Raw genomic sequence first — 21,809 nt, 5'->3', positions numbered from 1 at the left:
TTTGCGGCAATAGCTGCAATGATGGGTTGATTTATCAGACCTTGCCTGCCGCCTATGGCAACGTTGCCAATACCTCGCTATTAACAGCATTGCCAGAGGGCTGAAGCCGCCATTAAGAAGGAAGGATAATAGGAGAAAATAATCCAACTAGCCCGTTGTTTTTCCAGAAAGAAAGAAGAAATTACCAGAAAGAGTACCTGAAAATGGAAAAACAACTGCGGATAACTACGTCTAGAAGGCATCCAACCTCTACAATGCGTGCAGGACGCCTTCTAGCCTTGTTCGTTAGGTGATATTAGAAAAAAGAATGAAAAGCTTTACTCCAAAATATTCCACAGGAACATACCTTTACTATCCTTTGGCCATAGGAGTGTCATTTTGGATAAGTAAAGAGGCCGTAGGCAGTTATCAGTCAGGAATAATAAATTTATATACAACGGTTTTTATTATTGTTGTAGGTGTAGTTCTGCTTTTTTGGCTTTACCTTTTTACCAAAAACAAATTTAGTGCTATTGATTTTTATGATGGTGAATTAGTTTTCACTAATGTTCTTGGAATAATGACAAGGGTTAAAAAAGAAGAAATCAAAAGTATAACCTCATTGGGAATAAGGACTAAAACCCAAATTATGCCTATCTCCTTTTATTTCATGAACAATAATTCTGAATTGTATTTCTGGATAGAAGGATGGAGAAAAAAATAAAAAAGTAAAAATAACACCACCTAACACAATGTATGCAAAACCCTTGCTTCGCTGCGGGCTTTGCATACACGCGCCCGTTAGCCAAAACTTAAAAAAATGAATCTGAAAAAAGACAAACCTATTTTTACAATTAAATTCCTGATAATGCTTCTGGTAAGCACAATTCTAATTAGGACAATAGGAATGCTTTTTGAAAAGGAGATTGGTGAATACCTAATTCTATTTCCGAGTAATTTATCTCAACCTTTGCATTGGTATAGATTTCTGACGTACCCACTTGAAAGTGTTGGTTTATTTGGTTGGATAAGAATAGCATCCATAATTTTACCAGCAGGATATATTATAGAAAAAAGAACACATCAGAATAACCTCGTTACCATTATTTTAATTTCAGCTTTACTAGGAGGATTATTGTTTGTCTTAATCAATCATAGTAATGAATTAAATCGACCAATTGCTTCAGCAGGATTGATAGCTTGGGGTTTTTGGATTGCTGCCATTACTTGTGGGGTACTTCAATGGAAAGATTTGAATAAGATTGAGAAAGCCATCATCATTTTATTCTTATTGAACATATTTAGCTTCACCCACACCGACTTAGGGTATTTTGTAGCTCAAATTGGAGTTGTTGTAACTGTTCTGGCTTTTGCATTAACATTCAAACTGTTTAAAAGAAAAGCATTGGCTAACCACGTGTAAACGTCAGCCACGGCCGACGGCCTTGCCGTCGTTTACACAAGTACGTTAGTTGCAATTAGTATAAATGAAAATAGAAACTAATTCTTTGATGGACTCATACTTGGACCAAATTCAGTTCAAGTTTGAAAGTGCCGAAACAGACCTGCCAAATGAATTAGAGAAACTACTTGATTCTGGATTTAGGATTGAACAAGATTGTGTACTGATTAAAGACTTCCAGTATTTCGGACCTGGCATCCTAGACACAGATTTCAAAAAATGTGAATATGAAGTCTTTTTGAATAATATTCATGTAGATGACTACTTCAAGCATCTCAACAGTGAATTAGAGTACTTACCTATTGGGCTCAAGTTGGCGAAAAGACTACAGCAAAAATTGACCTCCAGCTTTGACGCCGACTTTAGAATCATAGTATCCTTCTGCGAGACAACTTTATTTGGGGAAGAGATTGATGTTTACGGCGGGTGCGTAGTCAAATTCCATAAAATACGACCATCCGCAGATGATAAGTTTAAGTTCTCGAATTTGGAGGACTTTGAATCAGAAGCGGTAATAACAATAGAATAACAGCAACTAACACTGTATAAACATCAAGCTACGGCCGACGGCCTTGCTCGTTGTTTATACTAGTCCGTTGGGTGTAATTAATAAAAATTTAGAATTGCCTTCATGAGCTTTAAAAACTCAATCCTATTATTATTTTGTACAGCGTTATTTGGATGCTCTAATTCGCAGGATTGTAAATGCCTTGGCAATAATGAAGTATTGATACAGGAGTTAAAATCGACTGCGAATATAATTAAACTTACGAAAGTAGAACAAGGAGCTTTTGGTAGTACTATAAATTTAAAAGTATGCGATTCTTCTAACATATTAATAGAACAAATTGGATTAAGAGGCGAGGATTATTTGCCGACAGTTGATAGTATTACTGGAAAAAAAATATTTATACATTATTCATTTCCAGAAAACTGCAATTCAGGTCCAACAGAAAAAGGTTTAAAGTTTGAAAGTGTAGTTTTGGGTGAGGCATTACTTGATAGTAGTTCTCTGAAGTTCAGCTATACCTTTATGAATAAAAAATAACTCCACCCAACACTGCATAAACGCCAGCATCGGCCGACGGCCTCGCCGCCGTTTACACTAGTCCGTTAGCCAAAATTTAAGGAATATAAGTCTAAATTTTTAATGCAAAATGATAAAATCTATTAAAGCTATTTGCAGCTTCCTGAAATTTTTAATTGCTGGCATCTTAGCGTTAATAGCATGTCTTATCTCACTAAAATCGCAATCCGAAACTTGTCAGAAAGAAGTAAAGAGCATAGTGCATCTTCCTTTAAAGGATTTCCAGTTTAATGTTGATCCGGAAACTTTTGCCATAAAAGTAACTCATAATGGCATTGAAGAATCAGTGAGTACACCTTTTCCTAAAATGGCTATTAATGGGGTGCAGCGCTCGGCCTCCAGCGTTTCCTGGTTTTTACCCAATAGAAATATTTCCATAAAAGTTGAGAAGAAAAAAGATTTTTTAGATGTAACTATTCATTCGGAGGGGGCAGAAAATTTTACCTGGCCCAAAGTAAAGGCAAAGAGCTATATGCTTCCTTTATGGGAGGGGAAATATATTCCGGCAAACGATTCTTTGTGGCAAGCCTTCCTAAATGGAAAGTCATTCAATTTCATGCAATCATTTTCTATGGGCTTTTTTGCATTAAATAAATCCCGATATACTATTTTATATGTAGCTAAAAACACCTTTAACAACACTATCCGGTTTGACACTGGTCCTGAAGTAAGCTTTTCCTTTTTTCATGAATTCCCCCGCATAAACAAAGAGAAAAATTATGGATTTAGGATTTACCTGACAGAAAATAATCCTGCTGCCATTAGTAAGGTTTACAAGGATTATATCCAGGAAATAGGCAGGTTTAAAACACTGGAAGAAAAGGCGAAGGAAAACCCCAACATCCGGAAATTATATGGAGCCCCCCAGATTTACTTTTGGCCCCATGGTTTGATAGCAGAGAAAAATATTCACTGGAAAATACTACAGACTTCCTGGAAATCTCAAGAATCGCTTTTTAGTTGGATGAAGTATTTGCTAATGACCTATGATGAAGTGGATGCTGCGAATCAGTTTAACACCGTTTGGCAGGAAGCTAAATCACAAACCTACATTAATGAATACCAGAAAAAAGTCATAGTAGGAGCCTTAAATAAAGTTTTGGCTATGAAAGAACTTTATAATCCAAAAGTATTTAATAATACCAAACCTATATCCAATATAAATGAATTAGGCGAACAAAAACTGTATAATTTAAACAAAACACTATTAAAAAGTGCCTTAAAAGAAACAGTTGATGCTCCGCAGGAGTGGGGTAAAAGCAATACCGCGCTTTTAGATGAAATGTATCAATCAGGTATAAAGAAAGCTTGGATTTGCTTCTCGGATTGGGCAGATGGGTTAAAAAATCCAGGATTTGTGGCAAAGGCAAACCAATTAGGCTACCTAATAGGACCTTATGACTCCTATCATGATATCCATAACGAAGAAGATAAATCCTGGCGGGCACCTTGGTTTATGGATACTACTTTATTTGAAAATGCTACCATCACCAATGCTTTTGGAAAAAAATACGAAGGTTTTCTTGGCCGGGGACGGTTATTAAGCCCAACGCTTGCCCTGCCATCTGTAAAACAGAGGGTTCAGGCTATTCTGCAAGGTGGGGTTGCTTACAATATGTGGTTCTTGGATTGTGACGCAACAGGTGAAATATTTGATGATTACACTCCTGGCCATTTAACTACTCAAGAAGAAGATTTTAATGCCCGCTTAAGCAGAATGGATTATATAGCAAATAAGCACAACATGGTAATCGGGTCAGAGGGTGGAAATGACTATGCGAGTCGTTCCTTAGCTTATGCGCAAGGTTTAGAGATGCCGGTATTTGATTGGAGTGACCCGGATTTTCGAAAGAATAGAAACAGTCCATATTATTTAGGTGATTATTGGGCTCCACCTGGAAACATTCCATCCAAATACATTAAAGTAGTACCGGTTAAAAACTTATATCACCACATTTACCTGGAACCTTCCTATTCCTTACCTCTATTTCGCTTAGTATATAATGATGCAGTAATTACAACACCGCACTGGGAATCAGGGTCGTTACGATTCAAAAATGAAGTTAGTACCCGCATGTTAGCAGAGTTACTCTACAATTCTCCACCTTTGTATCATCTGGACCAAGACCAGTGGATAGTAAATAAGGAGCGGATTGTAAAACATTTGAAAGTTTGGAGCCAAACTCATGAAAAAGCAGTTTTGGAGCCTATGACTGCTTTTAATATCTTAACAGATGACCGGCAGGTTCAGCAGACCACTTTTGGCAATAGCTTAAAAATCACTGTTAATTTTTCAGATGAAGACTTTACATTCGAAGGGAAAATTATTAGGCCAAAATCTGCACTTATTCAAAATGGTTCTTCTCAAATAATTTATACGGTAGGCGAAATATAGGCTATTGAACATCCGCTTAATGTGGATTAATTCTAATTTCCAAGAAATTATTAAGCACAACAAGTGAAAATTTAATTATAAAAACTTTGGCTAACCACACCTATAGCACATTAAAACGTGCCATAGCTAAGTACGTTAGCAGTAAGTTAAATATGAAAAAAGCTTTACTACTATTGTTTTGGCTTCTAAATCTAACAGTCTGTCAAGGACAGTCGGATTATGTAATATTAAAAGACCAATCAACAATCTTCGACTTAATAACAACTTATAAAATCCTTCCTCCATCATCGACAACTACAGAGCTATCTGACGCTGAGTTGAATTTAGTGAAGAAATCTTCTCAAGATTATATTAAAGACTTCAATAAAGTAATAAGCGAGGGATTTAGAAAGCGAGGAGAAAAGAAGAAATATGCCAGAATGCATCAAATAATGAATTTAAGTAACTACAAGATCCAATACGTTCCTTATTTGAATGAAAAAGGTGAGAAAGAAATTTGGATAAATGGGTTTTGTAACGACTTTGATGAAGATTGGCGGAGAAAAATTATTCATGTATTTGATGGTGGAAACTGCTATTTCACAATTAGACTAAACCTAACGACAGGCGAACGTTTAGGAATTGGAACAAATGGATACGCATAAAAAACCAGCTGCCAACGGTTAAGCTAAACGCCAGCTAGGCCGACGGCCTTACACGTCTTTTATACGAGACCGTTATTGGCAAGCGCCGAGCGACGAACTCAAATTAACATACATATTAATTATCGTGGAAGAAAACAAACCAACATTCAAATCAATAAGAACCTTTATTGGTTCTGTAAATTTTCAAATTTCCCAATCGTTTTATAAAGATCTAGGTTTTGAGGAAAGAATCATTTCGGAAAAAATGTCTTTATTTATTACGAATGGAATAAGTTTTTACCTTCAAGATTATTATGTAAAGGAATGGCTTGAAAACACAATGGTTTTGCTGGAAGTTGATAGTGTTAACAATTTCTATAAACATTTACAAGAACTTGAACTTGACAAAAAATACCAAAATATTAAAGTAATTCCTGTGCGACAAAACGATTGGGGAAATGAATGTATGCTTATTGATCCGTCAGGTGTACTTTGGCATTTTGCCGAATTTAAAAGCTAGACTTAAAAGCGCCTGCCGGTAACGTTGCATTTACGCAAGAGCTGGTTTAGAGTAAGTTGAACGTTTGTCCTAACCAAGAAAATTCTATCTTAGCGGAGAATACTCTGCTCCTATTTCCGCTCCTGCGCAAATGCAGGGAACGTTGGGTCCTATTTGGAACAGACTATTCAAATACACAAATCAATCAAAACAATTGGTTTAAAAGACTTGAAAAAAACTAATAGAACAAACTACAGGAACAACCTAATTGACAAAATAGAAGGAGTAGTCGAACAAAGAGAGATAACTAGTGGAGGTATTAAAACTAGCTACTTATCAGCAGGGAACGGCAAACCCTTAATTTTTCTACACGGCGCCGGTGCGGGTGCTGTAACTTGGTATCCATCTATTGGTCATATTGCGAAAAGTTTTCAGGTAATTGTGCCAGACATTGTTGGATATGGTGAATCTGATAAACCCGATGGTCCTTATGACCGCCCCTATTTCTCGCAGTGGCTCAAAGGCTTTCTAACAGAATTGAAAATACCAAAGGCTCATGTTGTTGGATTATCCCAAGGAGGTGCTATTGCCTTACAGTTTACCTTAGACAATCCTGAAATGGTTGATAAGTTAGTTTTAGTTAACTCTGCTGGTTTAGGTGCAAAAGTCTCTTTTTGGCCTCTTGTTGGAATGTTAGGGATGAATACTTTTCCATCTTCTTGGGCAAATCGTTTTAATTCTCATTATATCCTTCATAATCCCTCAAACAGAGACCCAAACCATAGTTTCTACTCCATAGCAGTTCTTAAAGATAAAGGTGGAAAAAAAGCGTTTAAACAAGGAAGAGGATCTGCTGTATCGAAAATATCAGAAGTATTATTACAGCAGATAAAAAATGAAACACTTATCGTTTGGGGAAAAGAGGATAAATTGTTTTCTGTTGAATATGGAGAAGCAGCCGCTAAGATAATTCCAAATGCAAAATTTCATATAATTCAGGATGCCGGGCATTTACCATTGATGGATCAGCCAGAACTTTTCAATAAGATTTTGGCTGATTTCTTAAATAACCGATAAAGCGGTATACAACATTGGCTTTGCGTCATGGCGGGTGGAAATATATTCGGCTTTTTGATAGCTATTTAACACTTGCTCCGGATGACCAAACAAAGAATGAGGGAATGGACGCATAGCCCTTGACCGTTATCGGTCAAGCAGACAATTAAAAGGAAGATAGAAAATGATGATAAATCAAGAGATTGCTCGAAGACAAAGCAGGTCAAATATCAATGTCCTTCTTACAGGTATTGTAACTGTTTTTGTTCTCTCCTTACTTATCTGTGAGCATTTTCATGGTGGTGTCGCCAGTCATCATATTCTACAACAACAAAACCTGCCTGCTATCTCCAACTGGTGGAACGGATTGATACTTCCAACTCTTACATGGTTTCTTATAGACAAGACGGAAAAGAGAATTGGCAAACAATCTTCACAGGGACAGCCAACGAACAATCTGCAAAGACAGGCTTTAAGACTTTTTATAACAGGTTTGGGCTTAGGGGTTTTGATAGCAACTTCATTCACGAATGGATACACTGCCTTTTTAGATAATGTTCCTTACATCATATTAGTGCTCAGCTTAATAATTCCAATATATTACGCTGAGTTCATCTTAGGCTTCATTCTTGGCATGACCTATACATTTGGAGCAATATTACCCACCTTTTTTATTCTCATATTGGCAGCTATTGGAATTCTTACCTATGGATTTATCAGACCGGTGATTATGAAGCTGACAATGAAATTGAAAAGTAGTTTGAATAAAGGCCCGAACCGATAACAATGTGTATGGGTAATAGTGGGTGAAGTAATAAATCAAAAGTCTTCGCTTTTAATCAGCTACTGCCCATACACGAGACCGTTACATGTCATAACAAGCAATGAAAAATTTGTTCCTAATTATGCTCCTTTTTATCATCGCTTCTTGTAGCGTAGCAGATGATAAAGAAGTGGAGTTTAGACGGGTAATAGGTGGCATAAGTGAGAGTATCTACATCTACGAGGATAAGGGAAAACAAGGGCTTGTTGATTCAAGCGGAAATGTGATATTGAAGGCGCAATTTGATTTTATAGAAGATTGGCAAGAATACGGGTTAATTCTGGTGGACTCTGGCGGAAGAAGTTATGAAGGAGACGCTGTAGGCCATGAATTTAACAAGTATGGGTTAATTGATGCCAAAGGCAGGGTGCTGTTCAGACCCCAGTTCGATGATGTGAAAATTTCTGATAACTCTGCATTAGTCTTAAAGGATTCGCTTTATGGGTTTGTAGACAATAAGGGGAATTGGCTTGTTGGGCCTAAATACCAATTTGCAGCCCCTTTTTACAAAGGAACAGCTATTGTAAAGCAGCATGATAAATTCTACCTGATTAATAAACAGCAAGAGCCGATTTCCACCATTCCTTTTGACAGCATATGGGAGTTCAAAAATGATGTGGCCGTAATAGAGAAGGGGGAAAAATATGGGTTTATCAACTATAAAGGAGAAATAATAGCACCTTATAACTATAGGGGGATAGGAGACTTTAACTGGTACCACGGATTGATAATGAAGGAAGATGAGAAGTGGTACGTAGTTGACACGACAGGTGCTGTTGTCATTGAGCAACGCTTTGACAAGGTATCAGTTGACAGTGAGCAGGGGGAGATATTTGCCGAAGGCATAGTTGAAGGCAAACCCGTAAGAGTTAAGCTAAAAAATTAAGTCATGTAGCAAAGGGCAGCCTTTACCCTCGCTACGCTTCGGGCTTCGGCTGCACCATACCTTAGCGGTAATGCATAAATAGAATATTGAAGAATCAATGGGGTTATTTTACAAATCTACTGATAAAGAACTTCTGACAATTCGGAATAAGATAGTTACTGAAAGCGCAATTCCTTCTTTAGAGAAGCTTGGATTTAAGAAGTCCCCTTTTTCAACCGCATGGTACGGGAGAAATGAACACGGAGATTTTAATTATGAATTATGTCGGTTTATTGATGGAGAACTACAAATTGTAGATTTGTATGTGGCAAGGGGCGATAGGTATATAAAAGTCCATTTAAATATCTTCAATCTAACCCCAGAATTAGATTCAATTGACCAACTAAATGGTTTGGATGGGGCTCAGTTTCATATTCCACCAAACAGTATTAGCAATATGCACTGGCGTTTGGATGACATTAAAGGCATTCCTCTTTTTAGTTTAAATTATATGTCTGGCCATAAACTAGGAGGCTATTGGACCAAAAGCGGATTAACCAAAGCGAAGGAAAAGCTCAGAAAAACAATCATACATGATATAGCCAACTTTGAATATTTTCACAAATGCTGGCATGCAGAATACTTCCCACTGACCACAACATGGGAAGGCATGAAAATAGAATTGACAAAAAGCACTACCGCTAACAACTTGTAAACGCCAACATCGGCCGACGGTCTAGGCCGCAGGTTAGTTTAAGTAACTAATTATTTAAATGACGAACATTACCCTTGTAGACATAATTAGGGACTATCAGATAGGCGCTGATAAAGCCGTTCACATTTTCAAAGACAAATACCAAGTCAATGATATTCTTGAAGGTTGGCATAACGGAGTTTATGAACAGACAGGAAAATTATTGGACGAAGGACTTTACTTTTATGCTTTTCATGGAATTGGTTTAGCTGCGCATTTTAAAGACAAGATTGTGGACTTTGACTTCGCATATTTTCCAGAACCAAGACACGATGGGTTTGACTTATGGAGACTAACAAAATTTATCGAAAATCAGCGCAATAAGTATCCAGCATATAAAGACAAAGAGAGAATTGAACGCGAGTTTTATGAGCTTGTAAAGGATGGGGTTATTGCGAACCCTAAATTAGAAAACTCAACGACACTTTATTTTTTCAAAAATACGATACCTACTGTCTTACTTGACGAGGCGGAAAGAAAAACTACTGATACCAGAAACTTGCCAAAAGGGGGGCGGACGTGGTGGCAAAAGCTTTTCGGCTCTTCATAACCACTAGTACAGTTTCACAAGTTCGTGCTTCTACAGCCTCAGCTTGTGCAAGCTGAAAAATGATGTAGCCAATTTTTTAACTTGTAACCCGCAATCCCTAATTATCTATTCAGGAACCCAGTACAATATGAAGAATGCCACTTTTCTGATTCTACTTCTTTGCTTCGTTGCAGGCAGATTGGCCGCGCAAACAAAATCCATTAATGAAGAAAAATTCGTTACCATTGGCGGTATAGGGCAGTGGGTTACCATCAGCGGAGAAGACAGATCTAAGCCTGTTATTCTGTTCCTGCATGGCGGACCGGGCAGCACCATGAGCCAGTATGATGACGCTATCTATGGCTCCTGGAAAAAAGAATTTGTGCTGGTGTATTGGGATCAGCGGGGAGCAGGAAGAACCTTTGGCAAGAATGCCCCCGATCCGGTAACCGAAGAGTACTGGATGAAGACCCCTCTGACTGTTGAGCAAATGACAACCGACGGGATTGAGCTTTCTGAGTACCTTATAAACCACCTCAGGAAGAAGAAAATAACCCTTATAGGGACATCCTGGGGTTCAGTGCTGGGAGCCAACATGGCCTTAAAGCGCCCGGACCTTTTTGATGCCTATATAGGCCATTCACAAGTAGTTGATTGGAAGGAAGGATTTCTAAACGCGTTTAATACCGTGTCTAAATTAGCTCAGGCGGCCAAAGACCAGGAATCTTTAGACAAATTGGCAACATTGGGTCCTCCTCCATATGAGGATGCCAGAAAATCAGGCCAGCTCATGCGCATCATCAAAAAGTATGAGCGGCAGAATTCTGTGCCTGCCCCTGCCAATTGGTGGAAAGTAACAAGTGCTTACGACAATGAGAAAGATGCCAACGACAGGTATAACGGGGATGATTATTCTTTTCTATACTTTGCCGGCCATAAAGCAATGGGAATTAAACCCATGGAGGCTGGCGTAAATTTTATGAAGGATGGGTTACACTATAAAACTCCGGTATACTTCATCCAGGGAGAGGAAGATATCTTAACCGCTAAAGAGCTTACCCAAGCGTATTTTGACAAAGTGAAGGCTCCGAAGAAAGAGTTCGTGTTGGTACCGGGTGCTGCTCACGGGCATAACCAGGCAGTCATTGACGCGCAGTATAAAGCTGTAAAGAAGGCTTTAAACCTTCAGGATAAAACTGTTAAGCAGCCTAAAACGGCTATAACATCACCTCAAAAGCATCATAGCACTTTGTAGCCCGATTGATATAAGCCATTTTTATTGAAAAAAGTGCGTCCAGAAACACTAGACATATTAAAGGCTCTATTTGAATCTAATAAGAAGGTAGAAAACTTTGAAGGACTTGAAGTTAGCTTTACTAATAAAGCAGGTGCATCTGAAGAAGAACTTACATGGCATGTTAACATAGATGAAGTAAGTATCCCAGAGGATTATATCTCCTTACTAAGGAATTTCAACGGGTTTACATTATTCCAGTTTGAAGATATAGGTGGATTCAGTTTCTACGGAGCGGAAGAGGTAAACAAAGAGACTAGATTTCTGAAAGAATCATATGAGGAAGATTGGGATAGCTCTTTGATAGTATTCTGCAGCATTATTGGAAACGGTGACTTCATTGCCTTCAGGACATATCCTAAGGGAACCTATGATATCCTTGATTGCTACCATGATGATGTACCTGCAAACTGGATGAAAATATGTGACTCACTTGAAGAGTTTATCGAAAAGCTAATAAGCTCTAAGGGGAACTTATATTGGTTATGATAGAATAGGCTTATCTAATCATGTAGACACTATGCATCGGCCAATGGTCTCGCCGCCTTTTAGCTAATCTTTCGGTAAGAAAGCCAACCGTATGCATGATTTTCTGATTTTTCAGAATACTGGTGATGAACCGAGGAAGATAAACAGCGGGTATACAGGCTTCATCTATGGCTGCTTTTAAGAAGTTTGGATGTACAGTTCTCAAGTAACAGGACATTCATCTAAGCCTAACCCCTCTGAGCTTCTACCACGGCCGAGAAACCGCTGCTCTATAGGTGGAGTAACTTTAGCATTGGTAAACGTATAGGCTTTCTTTGCGTCCTTACCGGCCTATACCGCCCTCCCAAGATTGGGCAATCCCTATCACTGTATCAGCAAAAAAGCCCTCCCAGCATTAAACTGAGAGGGCTTTCTGTTGTGGTGGCCACGCCTGGAATCGAACCAGGATCGAGAGCTTCGGAAACTCCAATACTATCCGTTGTACTACGTGGCCCGGAATTGCGAGGGCAAATGTAGGAAATGCCCGTAAAGAAAGAAAGTACTGTGGGTGTTTTTTGCCTGCTTTTTCAAAAAGCAGGCAAAATCAGAGAAGAAAGGAAGGGCGGGGCTAACATTTTCGGACTGAAATAGTTTAGCATAAGATACTGTGTCAGTTTATCACCAAAGAAACTAACTATGAAAAGAGTGTACACGGCGGAGGTAACCGCCACCGGAGGCCGCAATGGCCAGGTTAAATCAACAGACGGAATCATTGACATGCCCGTGCGCTTGCCCGAAGGCTTGGGGGGTAAAGGCGGAGCCACCAACCCCGAGCAATTGTTTGCGGCAGGGTACTCCGCTTGCTTTCAGAGCGCCCTTCAGTTGGTAGCCAGCAAACAGCAGATCAGATTAGATGAAAACTCAACCGTAACCGCGCATGTAGGCCTGGACCAGTTTGACGACGGACGCTATGGTTTGTCTGTACAGCTAGACGTGAAAGTAGACGGCGTAGACCGCGCCAAAGCCGAAGAGTTGGTAGCCCAGGCGCATGAGGTGTGCCCTTATTCAGTGGGTACCAAAGGCAACATAGATGTGAAACTGAACGTGCTTGACTAAAGTTTTAAGCCTGTTTCCACTAAAATAAATCAAAAACGGGAGCCCTGTTCAGGAGCTCCCGTTTTTGATTTATAGCCGTTCTTACTTCACGGTAGGGTAGAAGTCTGCAAGAGAGTGCGTGTAGGTAAAATCAGTGAGCGGTCTGATGCGCTGGAAAACCGTTATTTTCTGGGCTCCTGTTGGTACTAGAATTATGTTCCCGGGCTTCAGCTCTATGCCGTAGCGGTTATCAAGACGGGTGTCAAAGTAAAAGGGGTACGGAGCAATCCACTGGAAATAGTCGGTGGCTTGCGTGCCTGAGAAAGAAACTACCTGCAGGTTTGGAGAGCCTGCGGCAAGGGTCTGGTGCATTTCTACGGCATTCAGGGGTTTTCCTTTGAGGGTAGGAATGACGTCAAACTGCCCATCTACCAGAATCCATTTTTTCTGGTCGCGCAGGTAAGCTTCTGCCACCACGTGCCCGGCCCCGTACTGAATGGTGTCTGCATGTTCCATTTTCAGAGCCAAGGTGCGGGCTGGTATTCCCAGCGAGTTCAGCGCGCCATTCAACACTACCCCGTACTCCACACACCGGAAGCTCTTGCCGGTAGCGGCTTCTTCCAAGATGGTGATAGGGTCATTTTTAAGGGGCGTATTGATGCCGTTGTGCTCCCACAGCTTTCGGACCCAGGCACAGACGGCTTGTACCCGTTCAAAATATGTTTTCTTGCCGGAAATCAATTTGTCTAACCCGTACGTGGTGCGTAGTTGAGTAAGGTAGGGATTGTCTGGGGTACTACGCAGGTATTCTGGTTTCACCTGAGGGGAAGAGTCAAACCTGAGCGTTCTGGCTTCTACTCTGTCTTGGGCCTCGGCAAGGGAAACGCAGCCAAAGGAAAGCAGAAGAGAAAAGAGAAACGGGGAGAGGGTACTTCGTTTTTTCATAGGTAAGGGTTAAGTAGCAGATGGTTTAGGGAAGGAGCTTAGTAAAGGAGCAAAAGTTGCACCAGACAGCAAAAAAAATGCCCTCCTGTTACCAGGAAGGCATTTTGATGTGATAAGTAGGTGATGCTTAGGCTAGTTCAGCCAACACGTCTTTTACTTTCTGAGCAGCTTCTTTCAAGGCTACGGCAGAGTATACTTTCAGGCCAGACTCGTCAATAATACGAGCGCCTTCCTCGGCGTTGGTTCCTTGCAGACGCACGATGATTGGAACGTTGATAGTGCCTATGTTTTTGTAAGCCTCTACCACCCCATTGGCAACGCGGTCGCAACGTACGATACCACCGAAGATGTTGATCAGGATAGCTTTTACGTTAGGGTCTTGCAAGATCAGACGGAAACCAGCTTCTACAGTTTGCGCGTTGGCTCCACCTCCTACGTCTAGGAAGTTAGCCGGCTCACCGCCAGAAAGCTTGATGATGTCCATCGTCGCCATGGCCAGACCAGCACCGTTCACCATACAGCCAACGTTACCGTCCAGCTTCACGTAGTTCAGGTTGCTTTTGCTCGCTTCTACTTCCAAAGGATCTTCCTCGGCTAAGTCGCGCAGGTCAGCTAAGTCTTTGTGACGGAACAAAGCGTTGTCGTCTAAGTCTACTTTACCGTCAACGGCCAGGATCTTGTTGTCTGAGGTCTTCAACACAGGGTTGATCTCAAACATAGAAGCGTCGGTGTCCAGATAAGCGTTGTACAGGCTGGTCAGGAATTTTGTGAATTCTTTGAACGCCTCGCCTTGTAAACCAAAGGCAAATGCAATCTTATTGGCCTGAAACGGACGAAGACCAACTGCTGGGTCAATCCACTCTTTGAAAATTTTCTCAGGGGTGTGCTCCGCCACTTCTTCAATGTCCATACCGCCTTCGGTAGACGCCATGATCACATTTTGGCCTTTGGCTCTATCTAATAAGATAGAAACATAATATTCTTTAGGCTCAGAGTCGCCTGGATAGTATACATCCTGCGCCACCAGCACTTTGTTTACTTTTTTGCCTTCTGGTCCGGTTTGGTGCGTAACCAACTGCATGCCAATGATCTGGCTTGCAATGTCTTTCACCTGCTCCAGGTTTTTGGCCAATTTCACCCCGCCGCCTTTACCGCGACCGCCCGCATGAATCTGGGCTTTGATTACGTGCCAGCCAGTGCCGGTTTCCTCGGTTAAACGCTTAGCAGCGGCTACCGCCTCTTCGGGGGTCTCTGCCACGATGCCTTCCTGAACGCGAACGCCGTAGCGTTTCAGAATGTCTTTCGCCTGGTACTCGTGTATATTCATGAGGTTAGGTTGATGTTATTAGGTGCACGAAAGTAAGAGATACGGCTAACTTTTCAAAGCAGACACCGCTTTGCGGTTAGTTCTGAGTCCTGAGTCTTAAGTTCTGAGTGAATATTCAGTGAAGGTGATGCTCCATTTATGACCTGTATTTCGGAGAATTGGCCAAATGTAGCGGCGTAACGCCGTGGTGCTATGGAACTATCTAAGCTCAGCTCCCCATCTTCTTGGCTTTGATACAGCACCTTCTGCTAAGGGTATGTAATCGGAACCTCCACCACGGCGTTACGGTGTAACGCCGCTACGGTTAACTTTAAATGGGATGCTTCGTTTCATGCAAACAAGCCAACCGTTTGCAATTACCGTCCCTTCGTTTTTGTTTTGTAATACATGAGTATAGAGAAACCAGTTTTATTGGAGGCCCGTGGGCTGCATAAATCGTACGGGAAACTGCCCGTGCTCAAAGGAATTGACTTAACCATCGGCGAAGCCGAAGTGGTTTCCATTGTAGGGGCCTCTGGTGCCGGTAAAAGTACCCTGCTGCATCTGCTTGGCACTTTGGACACGCCAGACTCCGGCGAGGTGTACCTGCACGGCCAGAAAATATCGGGGATGAGCAACAAAGAGGTGGCCCGGTTCAGAAACCGCAACATTGGGTTCATCTTCCAGTTCCACAACCTGCTGCCCGAGTTCTCTGCGTTGGAAAACGTGAGCCTGCCCGGTTTTTTAGCTGACCGTCCTGAGAAAGAAGTGGAAACCCGCGCCCGCGAGCTGCTCCAGATGCTGAACCTGGGCCACCGCCTGGACCACAAACCCTCAGAGATGAGCGGGGGAGAACAGCAACGCACCGCCGTGGCCCGCGCCCTCATTAACTCGCCCAAGCTGATCTTTGCTGATGAGCCCAGCGGAAACCTGGACTCCAAAAACGCCGAGGAACTGCACCAGATCTTCTTCAAACTCCGCCAGGACCTGGGCCAGACTTTTGTGTTAGTGACCCACAACCCCGCCCTCGCCGACATGGCCGACCGCAAACTCACCATGAAAGATGGGTTCTTGCTGCAGCCGGAAGAGGTCTAGAATTCAATTAAGTTTCTACTAACCAGAAAAGCCGATTAGCGCCTGTTTTCTGAAAACAAGCCCTAATCGGCTTTCAATCTTTTAGACTAGGTAGCTAGACTCAGAACTCAAGACTCAAGACTCAGAACTACTGGTTAGCTCACCTGCCGAAGCTTCATCACTACGCCCATGGAAACAAAGGTGAAGACCGTGGCAATGATACCTACCGTTCCGAAATGGAGCAGTTCCTGGGAGCCGGGGGCGTTGGTGATTACCAAGCCGGAAAGAAAAGCGGCTAACCCGGAGGCCAGTTGCTGCACCGATGAGTTCACGCTCATGAAGGAGCCGCGCAGGCGGGGTTCCACGCTGGAGGTGATGAGAGACATGGCCGGCACAAACCTCGCCCCGAAAAAGATAAAGAAGAAGGTAGTCACCACAAACGCCTGCCAGTGGGGTACCCGGGTCAGGTGCGTTACCACCAGGATGGGAATAACGGAAACCAAAGCCGCTAACTGAAACACCCTCTTTTTTCCAAACCGGTCCGAAAGCCGTCCGGCCATCTGGGAGGTTACTACGGTAGCCAAGCCCCCAAATAAGTAAATATAGCTCAGCTCGGCTTCCTCAAAGCCCACATTGGCTACCATGTAGGGGCTCAGAAAAGGTACCACCGTGAAGCCCGCCAGGGAAAGCGTTACCATTAAAACGAATGCCCACAGGCAATTAGGCTGGCTGAAGATAGTGAGCAGTACCTTGGCCGGATGCTGGGGAACGTGTTGCAACAGGTGTTGCCGCATGGGAGGGAGCATTCGCCAGGTTAAAAACAGAACCAGCACACTCAGGCCCGTCAGGAGATAGAAAGGCGCATGCCAACTGGCATGACTGGCCAGGTACAAGCCCACCGGAATCCCCCCGATGGATGCCACCGAGAATGCCGCCATCACCCGGCCGGTTGCCGCACCGCGCCTTTCCTCGGGGATGGAGTCGCCGATGATGGCCAGCACCAGGGCACCTAAAACGCCACCGAAGGCACCGGCCAGTACCCGCGCAATAAGTAAGAAGCTGAACGTGGGGGCCAGCGCACAGGCAAACGTACCAAGCGTGAAGCCCAGGTACAAACCCAGTAAGGCACTCTTGCGGTCAAACCGGTCAATGAAGAAGGCGCTGAGCACACCCGAAATGGCGGCGCTGAACGTGTACGCCGATACCAGAAAACCGAACTCGCGCGGGCTGATCTGAAAAACCCGCATCAACTGGGGGCCCAGCGGCATCATGATCACAAAGTCCATGATGTGCGTAAACTGGATAGCCGCCAGAATAAAAAGCAGCCAACTTTCCCTGAGAGCAGGAACGGTAGCCTGGGACGTAATTGGAGATGGTGCAGCCATAGGTGTCTGTACTAGAAGGCATAAGCCGGAAAAAAGCTTTACGGCGCACAACCGGCTAGGTTTGTCTATCCACGACAGCCAGCGCCAGGAGAAGCGTTAGTTGCAGGTAGAACAATGGCCAGAAAAAGGAAGAAAAAAGAAGAAAGTGCAGATCCGGTGTGCGCGTTGTGCGAACGGGAGGTGGGTTTCACCACCTTACACCACCTCATTCCGCGCGAGGAAGGAGGGAGGCACGGCCCCACCGCGCCCCTTTGCCAGCCCTGCCACAGCACGGTGCACCTCACGTATTCCAACAAAGAACTGGCGGTGCTCTACAACTCCATTCCGGCCCTGCGCGAATCTGAGGGACTGCAGAAATACCTGAACTGGGTGCGCACTAAACGGCTAGACAAAATCACCAACCGGCGCGGAAAACGGAAATAAAGAGTAGGTTTGCGTTTACAGGCTGTTTCAGGCAAAACAACCTTAAACCAAAGCTTCGGTCATCACAGGAGCAGGCTTTCCCGTAACGTATACCTACTAGCACCAGAATCATGCATTCGTTTGAGTATCTTCCTTTCCCCCAGGTAAAAAAGACCCCGGCAGTAGTAGTAGACAGTTTTCACCCCAACGGGTTGGTCTTGTCGCATTGGCGGGAAGCCCCAACCCCTCCGGAACTCAGGGAAGACACCAGCGCAGGCATGGTGCTGCAAGCCCTCAAACAAAACTGGCCCGATCTGGCGAAGTACCGCTATGTTACCGCCAACCATTTTGACATAGACGCGCTGGTGGGCATTTGGGCATTGCAGAACCCAGAGCTGGCCCTGGAGCACGAGGAAACCCTGCGGCAGATGGCAGTGATCGGCGACTTCCGGGAGTTGGATTTACAGGCTCCTTTTGCCGAAAAAGCCCTGAAACTGGTGTGTTGGATCAATGCCGAAGAGAAAGCCCGGTTCTATCCGCCCTTCGGGGCCGAGGACCTGGAAGAGAACGAGGTTATCGCCTCTATCCCTAAATTCCACTATTTCCTGGCTCAATTCATAGAAGTGTTGCAAAATCCTGAATTGTTCAAATCTGTGTGGGAGCAGGAAGTAGAAGAGGTAAAGCGAGGGTATAGCCAAATACATAGCGGTTCAACCAGAAGAATACAATATCCTGAGTTGGGCCTGGTGGTAGTGGAAACCACAGAGCCGGTGCATTACTATGCCTTGTTCAGCCACACCACCGGGTTTGATATTGTGCTTTCCATGTACTCAGGGCAGCGGTATGAACTGGAGTGCAAGTACACTACCTGGGTTGATCTGGAAAGCCGGCCCGTACTGCCACGACCAGATCTGCGGGTTCTGGCCCAACTTCTCAATGAAGTTGAATCCTCCGGGCTTACCTGGTCTGCCGATGGCATCACCGATACCGGGCCTTTATTGCGCCTGAATGGAAAGCGGTTAAGCAAGGCGCAGCGGTATGGAAACCCCCAGGAACGGGAGATATATTCTTCATCTATCTCCTCAGAAGAACTGGTTTTCAGGGTAACCCAATATTTGCAGAATACATTTTCTGGAGTAGCACCCAGGAAGCGGTGGACCTGGGAAGAAGTGAAGAAGTTTAATATGCAAAATAGTAAATTATAAAGGTGATCATACTTTGGGAAATGCCGTATATTCCTTAAATTTAAGTAATTAAGGAATATTACTGCCTCTCTTCAATTTCCCCCGCTCTGGAAGGGTTGCTTCTGCAGTATCAGTTAACACTGCTATGGTTACTATCGCCAATAATGGCTTCTACCTGTTCAGAGTAGACCCAGCCAAGAATACTATTTACATGGCCATCACGGGTATTTGGCCCGGCGGGGAGGAGATAGCCCAGTATCTTTCGCATCTGAAAGAGGCACTGGCATTGGTAAGGCCCGGATTTGCCGTGCTGGCAGACTTGCGCGAGATGGAGGAAGCCCCCATGGCGGTGCAGCAAATGCACGTGCAGGCGCAGAGACTAACGGTGGAAGCCGGTATTTCCCAGTTGGCCGAGATCCATGAACTAAACAACCCGGGCAGTGAGCAAGCCATTGCCATGGCCCGGGAAAGCAACATTCCGCTCAATATTTTCGATGATCCCGCCGATGCGGAAGCCTGGTTGTCTGACCTTCGGGTGAAGTAAGCGGCCCTGCGGTTCACGTCCTGAAGTATAACCAAAGTACTATATTGTCCGTTTTGTAAGGTAACCGGTGTTTATACTGAATGCCACCCATAAGCCTTGCGAACTATGAAAAAGATCCTTTGTCCTGTAGATTTCTCTAAGACCTCAAACAAAGCGGCCGAGTATGCCGCCCATATAGCCCAACGGACCGGCTCGTCCCTTACCTTGCTGCACGTGCTGCACTTGCCCGTGATGGACACCACTGAATCTGCCTTGATGGCCAGCCAGGTGCTGGATGAACAGCGTCGCAAAGCCTCTGATAAACTGCACTCCTTGTCCATGCACCTGCAAAACCTGTTTGGCGAAGTGGGCGGGGCCACTTTTGTCACCGATTCTAAAGTGCATGAGGCGTTTCTGGCCGATGCCGTGGAACGGTTGGTCAAGGAAGAAGGCTATGACTTCATTGTGTTGGGCACCAACGGCGGTGGCAATACCCTGGAAGAAATCATGATTGGCAGCAATACCGAAAGCGTGATCTCCCAGGTGAAATGCCCGGTGCTGGCCATTCCGCACAACGCCACGTATCCAGATATCCACCGCATTGTGTATGCCTCTGATTACCAACCCGAGGACTCCAGAGCCATAGGCCAGGTGATTGCGCTGGCAACCGCTTTCCAGGCCGAGGTGGAAGTGGTGCACGTCACCAAACACACCGGCTCAGACGAATCCCGGAAAGCCCAGACCTTTATTGACCGCCTCACAAACGAACTCAACGGGTTTCCGGTGCATTTTCAGGAAATTGTGCATCCAGAGAAAGACACGGGCCTCAAAGATTACCTGAGCCGTACGCACAGCAACATGCTGGCTATCCTGAAAAAGCGCCGCAACTTCTTCAAAGACCTGTTTGGCATGAGCTTGGCCGAGAAAATGACCTACCAGACCAAGCTCCCGTTGCTGGTGCTGCACGCAGACGCAGACTAAGTTTTGAACTTACTTGCAATAAACAGGAAAAGCGGCTATTGCCGCTTTTCCTGTTTTAGAACTTTTGCAGAACCCAAGGTTGAAAACAGGCTACTTTCAGGAAAACAGGCCTAAAACCCCGTTGTGTGGCGTTGAGAGTTTCTGCAGGTTTTTTGACTGAACAATCTGTTTCTATCTGGGCAACCGCACGCTGATGCCTCCGCCGGCAAACATCTCCGGAGCGTGGGAAGAAACGCCGGTACCCACAACGGCGTCTAACTGCAGGTTGGGCAGCACCATAAACTGTATTCCACCGTCTATCTGGTTTTCGGCGGGGCTGCCTTTGGGTTTATCCCCGAAGAACTCGGCAAACAGCATGAATTTCTGGCTTAGTTTACCGGTAAGGGTAGCGCTGTATTCCAACTGGTTTTCCATTTCGCCCTCTTCTTTTTGGCGGCGGAATCCGGCGTTGTACTGGAACTTCACTTTTTCGGTGATCTTATTGGTGAACAGCAGCATTACCTCTGGCACCACCTGCCGGGGCTCAAAGGCATCCCGTCCCCAAGGGGTTTCCAGCATGCCCAAAAGGGACATTTCGGGCCAGGCGCCCTGGGAGTCCAGCACCTTTATCTTGGTGCCCACGCGTACGGTGCTAAGGCCTTCGTGGTGCTGCACCAAAGATTCGCCGGAGCGGTAATCATCCTGCCGGAAAGTGGCCTCCAGGCGCAGCTCCGCAGACTTCAAAACCCCAATCCGGAGCAGGGCCTGCGGGTAGAGCCATTGTTTCCGCTCAAATCCGTCCACTTTCTTTTTCTGGTACTGGAAACCCGTTTCCAGTTGGTAATAACCCCGGGGCACCACGCTGGATGCTTCTGTGAAGGAAGGTCTATCGGTTTCAAATTCTGGTTCAGATTCCTGGGCGTACGCCCCAAACTGCAAAAGCCCGAGGGAGAAAAGTAGTACAAGTTTTTTCATAGGTGTCAATAGAAGAAAGCTAAGAGTACGGAACGTTAAAAAGTTGGTTAACATAACTTGGCTATCCTTGAAAAATGCAGTAGATAACTGCTAATAAACCGTACTAATTCTTGCCGGGCTTAGCAA

24 protein-coding genes and 1 tRNA gene are annotated in these 21,809 nt (G+C 44.1%); 20 read left to right on the top strand and 5 right to left on the bottom strand.

Features of this window, described 5'->3' with window-relative positions; genetic code table 11:
- Nucleotides 1-307: 307 nt before the first annotated feature.
- The 14 genes from JT719_RS05465 to JT719_RS05400 all read left to right on the top strand — a co-directional run bounded on the left by JT719_RS05465 (nt 308) and on the right by JT719_RS05400 (nt 11,855).
- Nucleotides 308-703, top strand: a complete 396-nt coding sequence (locus JT719_RS05465; RefSeq protein ID WP_207431479.1) for a hypothetical protein — start codon at nt 308-310, stop codon at nt 701-703.
- Nucleotides 704-799: 96 nt separating this feature from the next.
- Entirely contained in the window at nt 800-1,402 is a 603-nt protein-coding gene (locus JT719_RS05460; RefSeq protein WP_207431478.1) for a hypothetical protein, read from the top strand.
- 64 nt (nt 1,403-1,466) lie between these two features.
- Nucleotides 1,467-1,970: a hypothetical protein gene (locus tag JT719_RS05455; protein WP_207431477.1), complete on the top strand. Its 504-nt coding sequence runs from the start codon at nt 1,467-1,469 to the stop codon at nt 1,968-1,970.
- Between the two features lie 102 nt (nt 1,971-2,072).
- The gene (locus tag JT719_RS05450; RefSeq protein WP_207431476.1) at nt 2,073-2,489 is read left to right on the top strand and encodes a hypothetical protein; all 417 of its coding nucleotides are present in this window, start codon (nt 2,073-2,075) and stop codon (nt 2,487-2,489) included.
- 109 nt (nt 2,490-2,598) lie between these two features.
- Entirely contained in the window at nt 2,599-4,923 is a 2,325-nt protein-coding gene (locus JT719_RS05445) for a glycoside hydrolase (RefSeq protein ID WP_207431475.1), read from the top strand.
- An 86-nt stretch (nt 4,924-5,009) separates the two neighbouring features.
- Nucleotides 5,010-5,567 carry a hypothetical protein gene (locus tag JT719_RS05440; protein WP_207431474.1) on the top strand — a complete coding sequence of 186 codons (558 nt, stop codon included), beginning with the start codon at nt 5,010-5,012 and terminating at the stop codon, nt 5,565-5,567.
- A 124-nt stretch (nt 5,568-5,691) separates the two neighbouring features.
- Nucleotides 5,692-6,066, top strand: a complete 375-nt coding sequence (locus JT719_RS05435; RefSeq protein ID WP_242693079.1) for a VOC family protein — start codon at nt 5,692-5,694, stop codon at nt 6,064-6,066.
- Between the two features lie 207 nt (nt 6,067-6,273).
- Nucleotides 6,274-7,122 (top strand): alpha/beta fold hydrolase, encoded by an 849-nt coding sequence (locus JT719_RS05430; RefSeq protein ID WP_207431473.1) that lies wholly within the window; start codon nt 6,274-6,276, stop codon nt 7,120-7,122.
- Nucleotides 7,123-7,285: 163 nt separating this feature from the next.
- The gene (locus JT719_RS05425) at nt 7,286-7,885 is read left to right on the top strand and encodes a hypothetical protein (protein ID WP_207431472.1); all 600 of its coding nucleotides are present in this window, start codon (nt 7,286-7,288) and stop codon (nt 7,883-7,885) included.
- A 100-nt stretch (nt 7,886-7,985) separates the two neighbouring features.
- Nucleotides 7,986-8,810 carry a WG repeat-containing protein gene (locus JT719_RS05420; RefSeq protein ID WP_207431471.1) on the top strand — a complete coding sequence of 275 codons (825 nt, stop codon included), beginning with the start codon at nt 7,986-7,988 and terminating at the stop codon, nt 8,808-8,810.
- Between the two features lie 97 nt (nt 8,811-8,907).
- The gene (locus tag JT719_RS05415; protein ID WP_207431470.1) at nt 8,908-9,504 is read left to right on the top strand and encodes a hypothetical protein; all 597 of its coding nucleotides are present in this window, start codon (nt 8,908-8,910) and stop codon (nt 9,502-9,504) included.
- 58 nt (nt 9,505-9,562) lie between these two features.
- On the top strand, nt 9,563-10,093 hold the full coding sequence (locus JT719_RS05410) for a DUF6896 domain-containing protein (RefSeq protein WP_207431469.1): 531 nt from the start codon (nt 9,563-9,565) through the stop codon (nt 10,091-10,093).
- A gap of 43 nt (nt 10,094-10,136) precedes the next feature.
- Nucleotides 10,137-11,327, top strand: a complete 1,191-nt coding sequence (locus JT719_RS05405) for an alpha/beta hydrolase (RefSeq protein ID WP_207431468.1) — start codon at nt 10,137-10,139, stop codon at nt 11,325-11,327.
- Nucleotides 11,328-11,360: 33 nt separating this feature from the next.
- A complete protein-coding gene (locus JT719_RS05400) occupies nt 11,361-11,855 on the top strand; it encodes an SMI1/KNR4 family protein (protein WP_341350756.1) in 495 nt (164 codons plus the stop codon).
- Between the two features lie 418 nt (nt 11,856-12,273).
- Here JT719_RS05400 and JT719_RS05395 read toward each other — a convergent pair.
- A tRNA-Arg gene (locus tag JT719_RS05395) sits at nt 12,274-12,348 on the bottom strand.
- A 182-nt stretch (nt 12,349-12,530) separates the two neighbouring features.
- Here JT719_RS05395 and JT719_RS05390 point away from each other — a divergent pair.
- Complete coding sequence (locus tag JT719_RS05390) at nt 12,531-12,950, top strand: organic hydroperoxide resistance protein (protein WP_207431466.1); 420 nt, start codon at nt 12,531-12,533, stop codon at nt 12,948-12,950.
- Nucleotides 12,951-13,031: 81 nt separating this feature from the next.
- Here the strand turns inward: JT719_RS05390 and JT719_RS05385 are convergent, their stop codons facing one another.
- On the bottom strand, nt 13,032-13,874 hold the full coding sequence (locus JT719_RS05385) for a transglutaminase-like domain-containing protein (RefSeq protein ID WP_207431465.1): 843 nt from the start codon (nt 13,872-13,874) through the stop codon (nt 13,032-13,034).
- Nucleotides 13,875-14,001: 127 nt separating this feature from the next.
- Nucleotides 14,002-15,201 (bottom strand): ADP-forming succinate--CoA ligase subunit beta, encoded by a 1,200-nt coding sequence (gene sucC, locus JT719_RS05380; RefSeq protein ID WP_205502200.1) that lies wholly within the window; start codon nt 15,199-15,201, stop codon nt 14,002-14,004.
- 387 nt (nt 15,202-15,588) lie between these two features.
- Here sucC and JT719_RS05375 point away from each other — a divergent pair, with 387 nt between their 5' ends.
- A complete protein-coding gene (locus tag JT719_RS05375) occupies nt 15,589-16,275 on the top strand; it encodes an ABC transporter ATP-binding protein (RefSeq protein WP_207431464.1) in 687 nt (228 codons plus the stop codon).
- 134 nt (nt 16,276-16,409) lie between these two features.
- Here the strand turns inward: JT719_RS05375 and JT719_RS05370 are convergent, their stop codons facing one another.
- Nucleotides 16,410-17,639, bottom strand: coding sequence for an MFS transporter (locus tag JT719_RS05370; protein ID WP_207431463.1), 1,230 nt, complete (start codon nt 17,637-17,639; stop codon nt 16,410-16,412).
- 114 nt (nt 17,640-17,753) lie between these two features.
- Here JT719_RS05370 and JT719_RS05365 point away from each other — a divergent pair, with 114 nt between their 5' ends.
- The 4 genes from JT719_RS05365 to JT719_RS05350 all read left to right on the top strand — a co-directional run bounded on the left by JT719_RS05365 (nt 17,754) and on the right by JT719_RS05350 (nt 20,729).
- Nucleotides 17,754-18,062, top strand: coding sequence for an HNH endonuclease (locus JT719_RS05365; protein WP_207431462.1), 309 nt, complete (start codon nt 17,754-17,756; stop codon nt 18,060-18,062).
- Between the two features lie 110 nt (nt 18,063-18,172).
- Entirely contained in the window at nt 18,173-19,246 is a 1,074-nt protein-coding gene (locus JT719_RS05360) for a DUF6687 family protein (protein ID WP_207431461.1), read from the top strand.
- Nucleotides 19,247-19,370: 124 nt separating this feature from the next.
- Entirely contained in the window at nt 19,371-19,769 is a 399-nt protein-coding gene (locus JT719_RS05355; protein ID WP_207431460.1) for a hypothetical protein, read from the top strand.
- A gap of 105 nt (nt 19,770-19,874) precedes the next feature.
- Nucleotides 19,875-20,729: a universal stress protein gene (locus JT719_RS05350; protein ID WP_207431459.1), complete on the top strand. Its 855-nt coding sequence runs from the start codon at nt 19,875-19,877 to the stop codon at nt 20,727-20,729.
- A 171-nt stretch (nt 20,730-20,900) separates the two neighbouring features.
- On the opposite strand, the gene JT719_RS05345 is transcribed toward JT719_RS05350, so the two are convergent.
- A complete protein-coding gene (locus JT719_RS05345; protein ID WP_207431458.1) occupies nt 20,901-21,683 on the bottom strand; it encodes a transporter in 783 nt (260 codons plus the stop codon).
- Between the last annotated feature and the right edge of the window lie 126 nt (nt 21,684-21,809).

The sequence above is a fragment of the Sabulibacter ruber genome (assembly GCF_017355955.1).
GTDB lineage: Bacteria > Bacteroidota > Bacteroidia > Cytophagales > Hymenobacteraceae > Nibribacter > Nibribacter ruber_A.
Note: the sequence above shows the minus strand (reverse complement) of the source record. Positions and strands in the feature narration are given on the sequence as shown.

What these genes read in the sequence shown, in the direction of transcription:
- JT719_RS05465 (WP_207431479.1), top strand. Translation starts at nt 308, where the DNA reads ATGAAAAGCTTTACTCCAAAATATTCCACAGGAACATACCTTTACTAT.
- JT719_RS05460 (WP_207431478.1), top strand. Translation starts at nt 800, where the DNA reads ATGAATCTGAAAAAAGACAAACCTATTTTTACAATTAAATTCCTGATA.
- JT719_RS05455 (WP_207431477.1), top strand. Translation starts at nt 1,467, where the DNA reads ATGAAAATAGAAACTAATTCTTTGATGGACTCATACTTGGACCAAATT.
- JT719_RS05450 (WP_207431476.1), top strand. Translation starts at nt 2,073, where the DNA reads ATGAGCTTTAAAAACTCAATCCTATTATTATTTTGTACAGCGTTATTT.
- JT719_RS05445 (WP_207431475.1), top strand. Translation starts at nt 2,599, where the DNA reads ATGATAAAATCTATTAAAGCTATTTGCAGCTTCCTGAAATTTTTAATT.
- JT719_RS05425 (WP_207431472.1), top strand. Translation starts at nt 7,286, where the DNA reads ATGATGATAAATCAAGAGATTGCTCGAAGACAAAGCAGGTCAAATATC.
- JT719_RS05420 (WP_207431471.1), top strand. Translation starts at nt 7,986, where the DNA reads ATGAAAAATTTGTTCCTAATTATGCTCCTTTTTATCATCGCTTCTTGT.
- JT719_RS05415 (WP_207431470.1), top strand. Translation starts at nt 8,908, where the DNA reads ATGGGGTTATTTTACAAATCTACTGATAAAGAACTTCTGACAATTCGG.
- JT719_RS05410 (WP_207431469.1), top strand. Translation starts at nt 9,563, where the DNA reads ATGACGAACATTACCCTTGTAGACATAATTAGGGACTATCAGATAGGC.
- JT719_RS05390 (WP_207431466.1), top strand. Translation starts at nt 12,531, where the DNA reads ATGAAAAGAGTGTACACGGCGGAGGTAACCGCCACCGGAGGCCGCAAT.
- JT719_RS05385 (WP_207431465.1), bottom strand. Translation starts at nt 13,874, where the DNA reads ATGAAAAAACGAAGTACCCTCTCCCCGTTTCTCTTTTCTCTTCTGCTT.
- sucC (WP_205502200.1), bottom strand. Translation starts at nt 15,201, where the DNA reads ATGAATATACACGAGTACCAGGCGAAAGACATTCTGAAACGCTACGGC.
- JT719_RS05375 (WP_207431464.1), top strand. Translation starts at nt 15,589, where the DNA reads ATGAGTATAGAGAAACCAGTTTTATTGGAGGCCCGTGGGCTGCATAAA.
- JT719_RS05370 (WP_207431463.1), bottom strand. Translation starts at nt 17,639, where the DNA reads ATGGCTGCACCATCTCCAATTACGTCCCAGGCTACCGTTCCTGCTCTC.
- JT719_RS05365 (WP_207431462.1), top strand. Translation starts at nt 17,754, where the DNA reads ATGGCCAGAAAAAGGAAGAAAAAAGAAGAAAGTGCAGATCCGGTGTGC.
- JT719_RS05360 (WP_207431461.1), top strand. Translation starts at nt 18,173, where the DNA reads ATGCATTCGTTTGAGTATCTTCCTTTCCCCCAGGTAAAAAAGACCCCG.
- JT719_RS05355 (WP_207431460.1), top strand. Translation starts at nt 19,371, where the DNA reads ATGGTTACTATCGCCAATAATGGCTTCTACCTGTTCAGAGTAGACCCA.
- JT719_RS05350 (WP_207431459.1), top strand. Translation starts at nt 19,875, where the DNA reads ATGAAAAAGATCCTTTGTCCTGTAGATTTCTCTAAGACCTCAAACAAA.
- JT719_RS05345 (WP_207431458.1), bottom strand. Translation starts at nt 21,683, where the DNA reads ATGAAAAAACTTGTACTACTTTTCTCCCTCGGGCTTTTGCAGTTTGGG.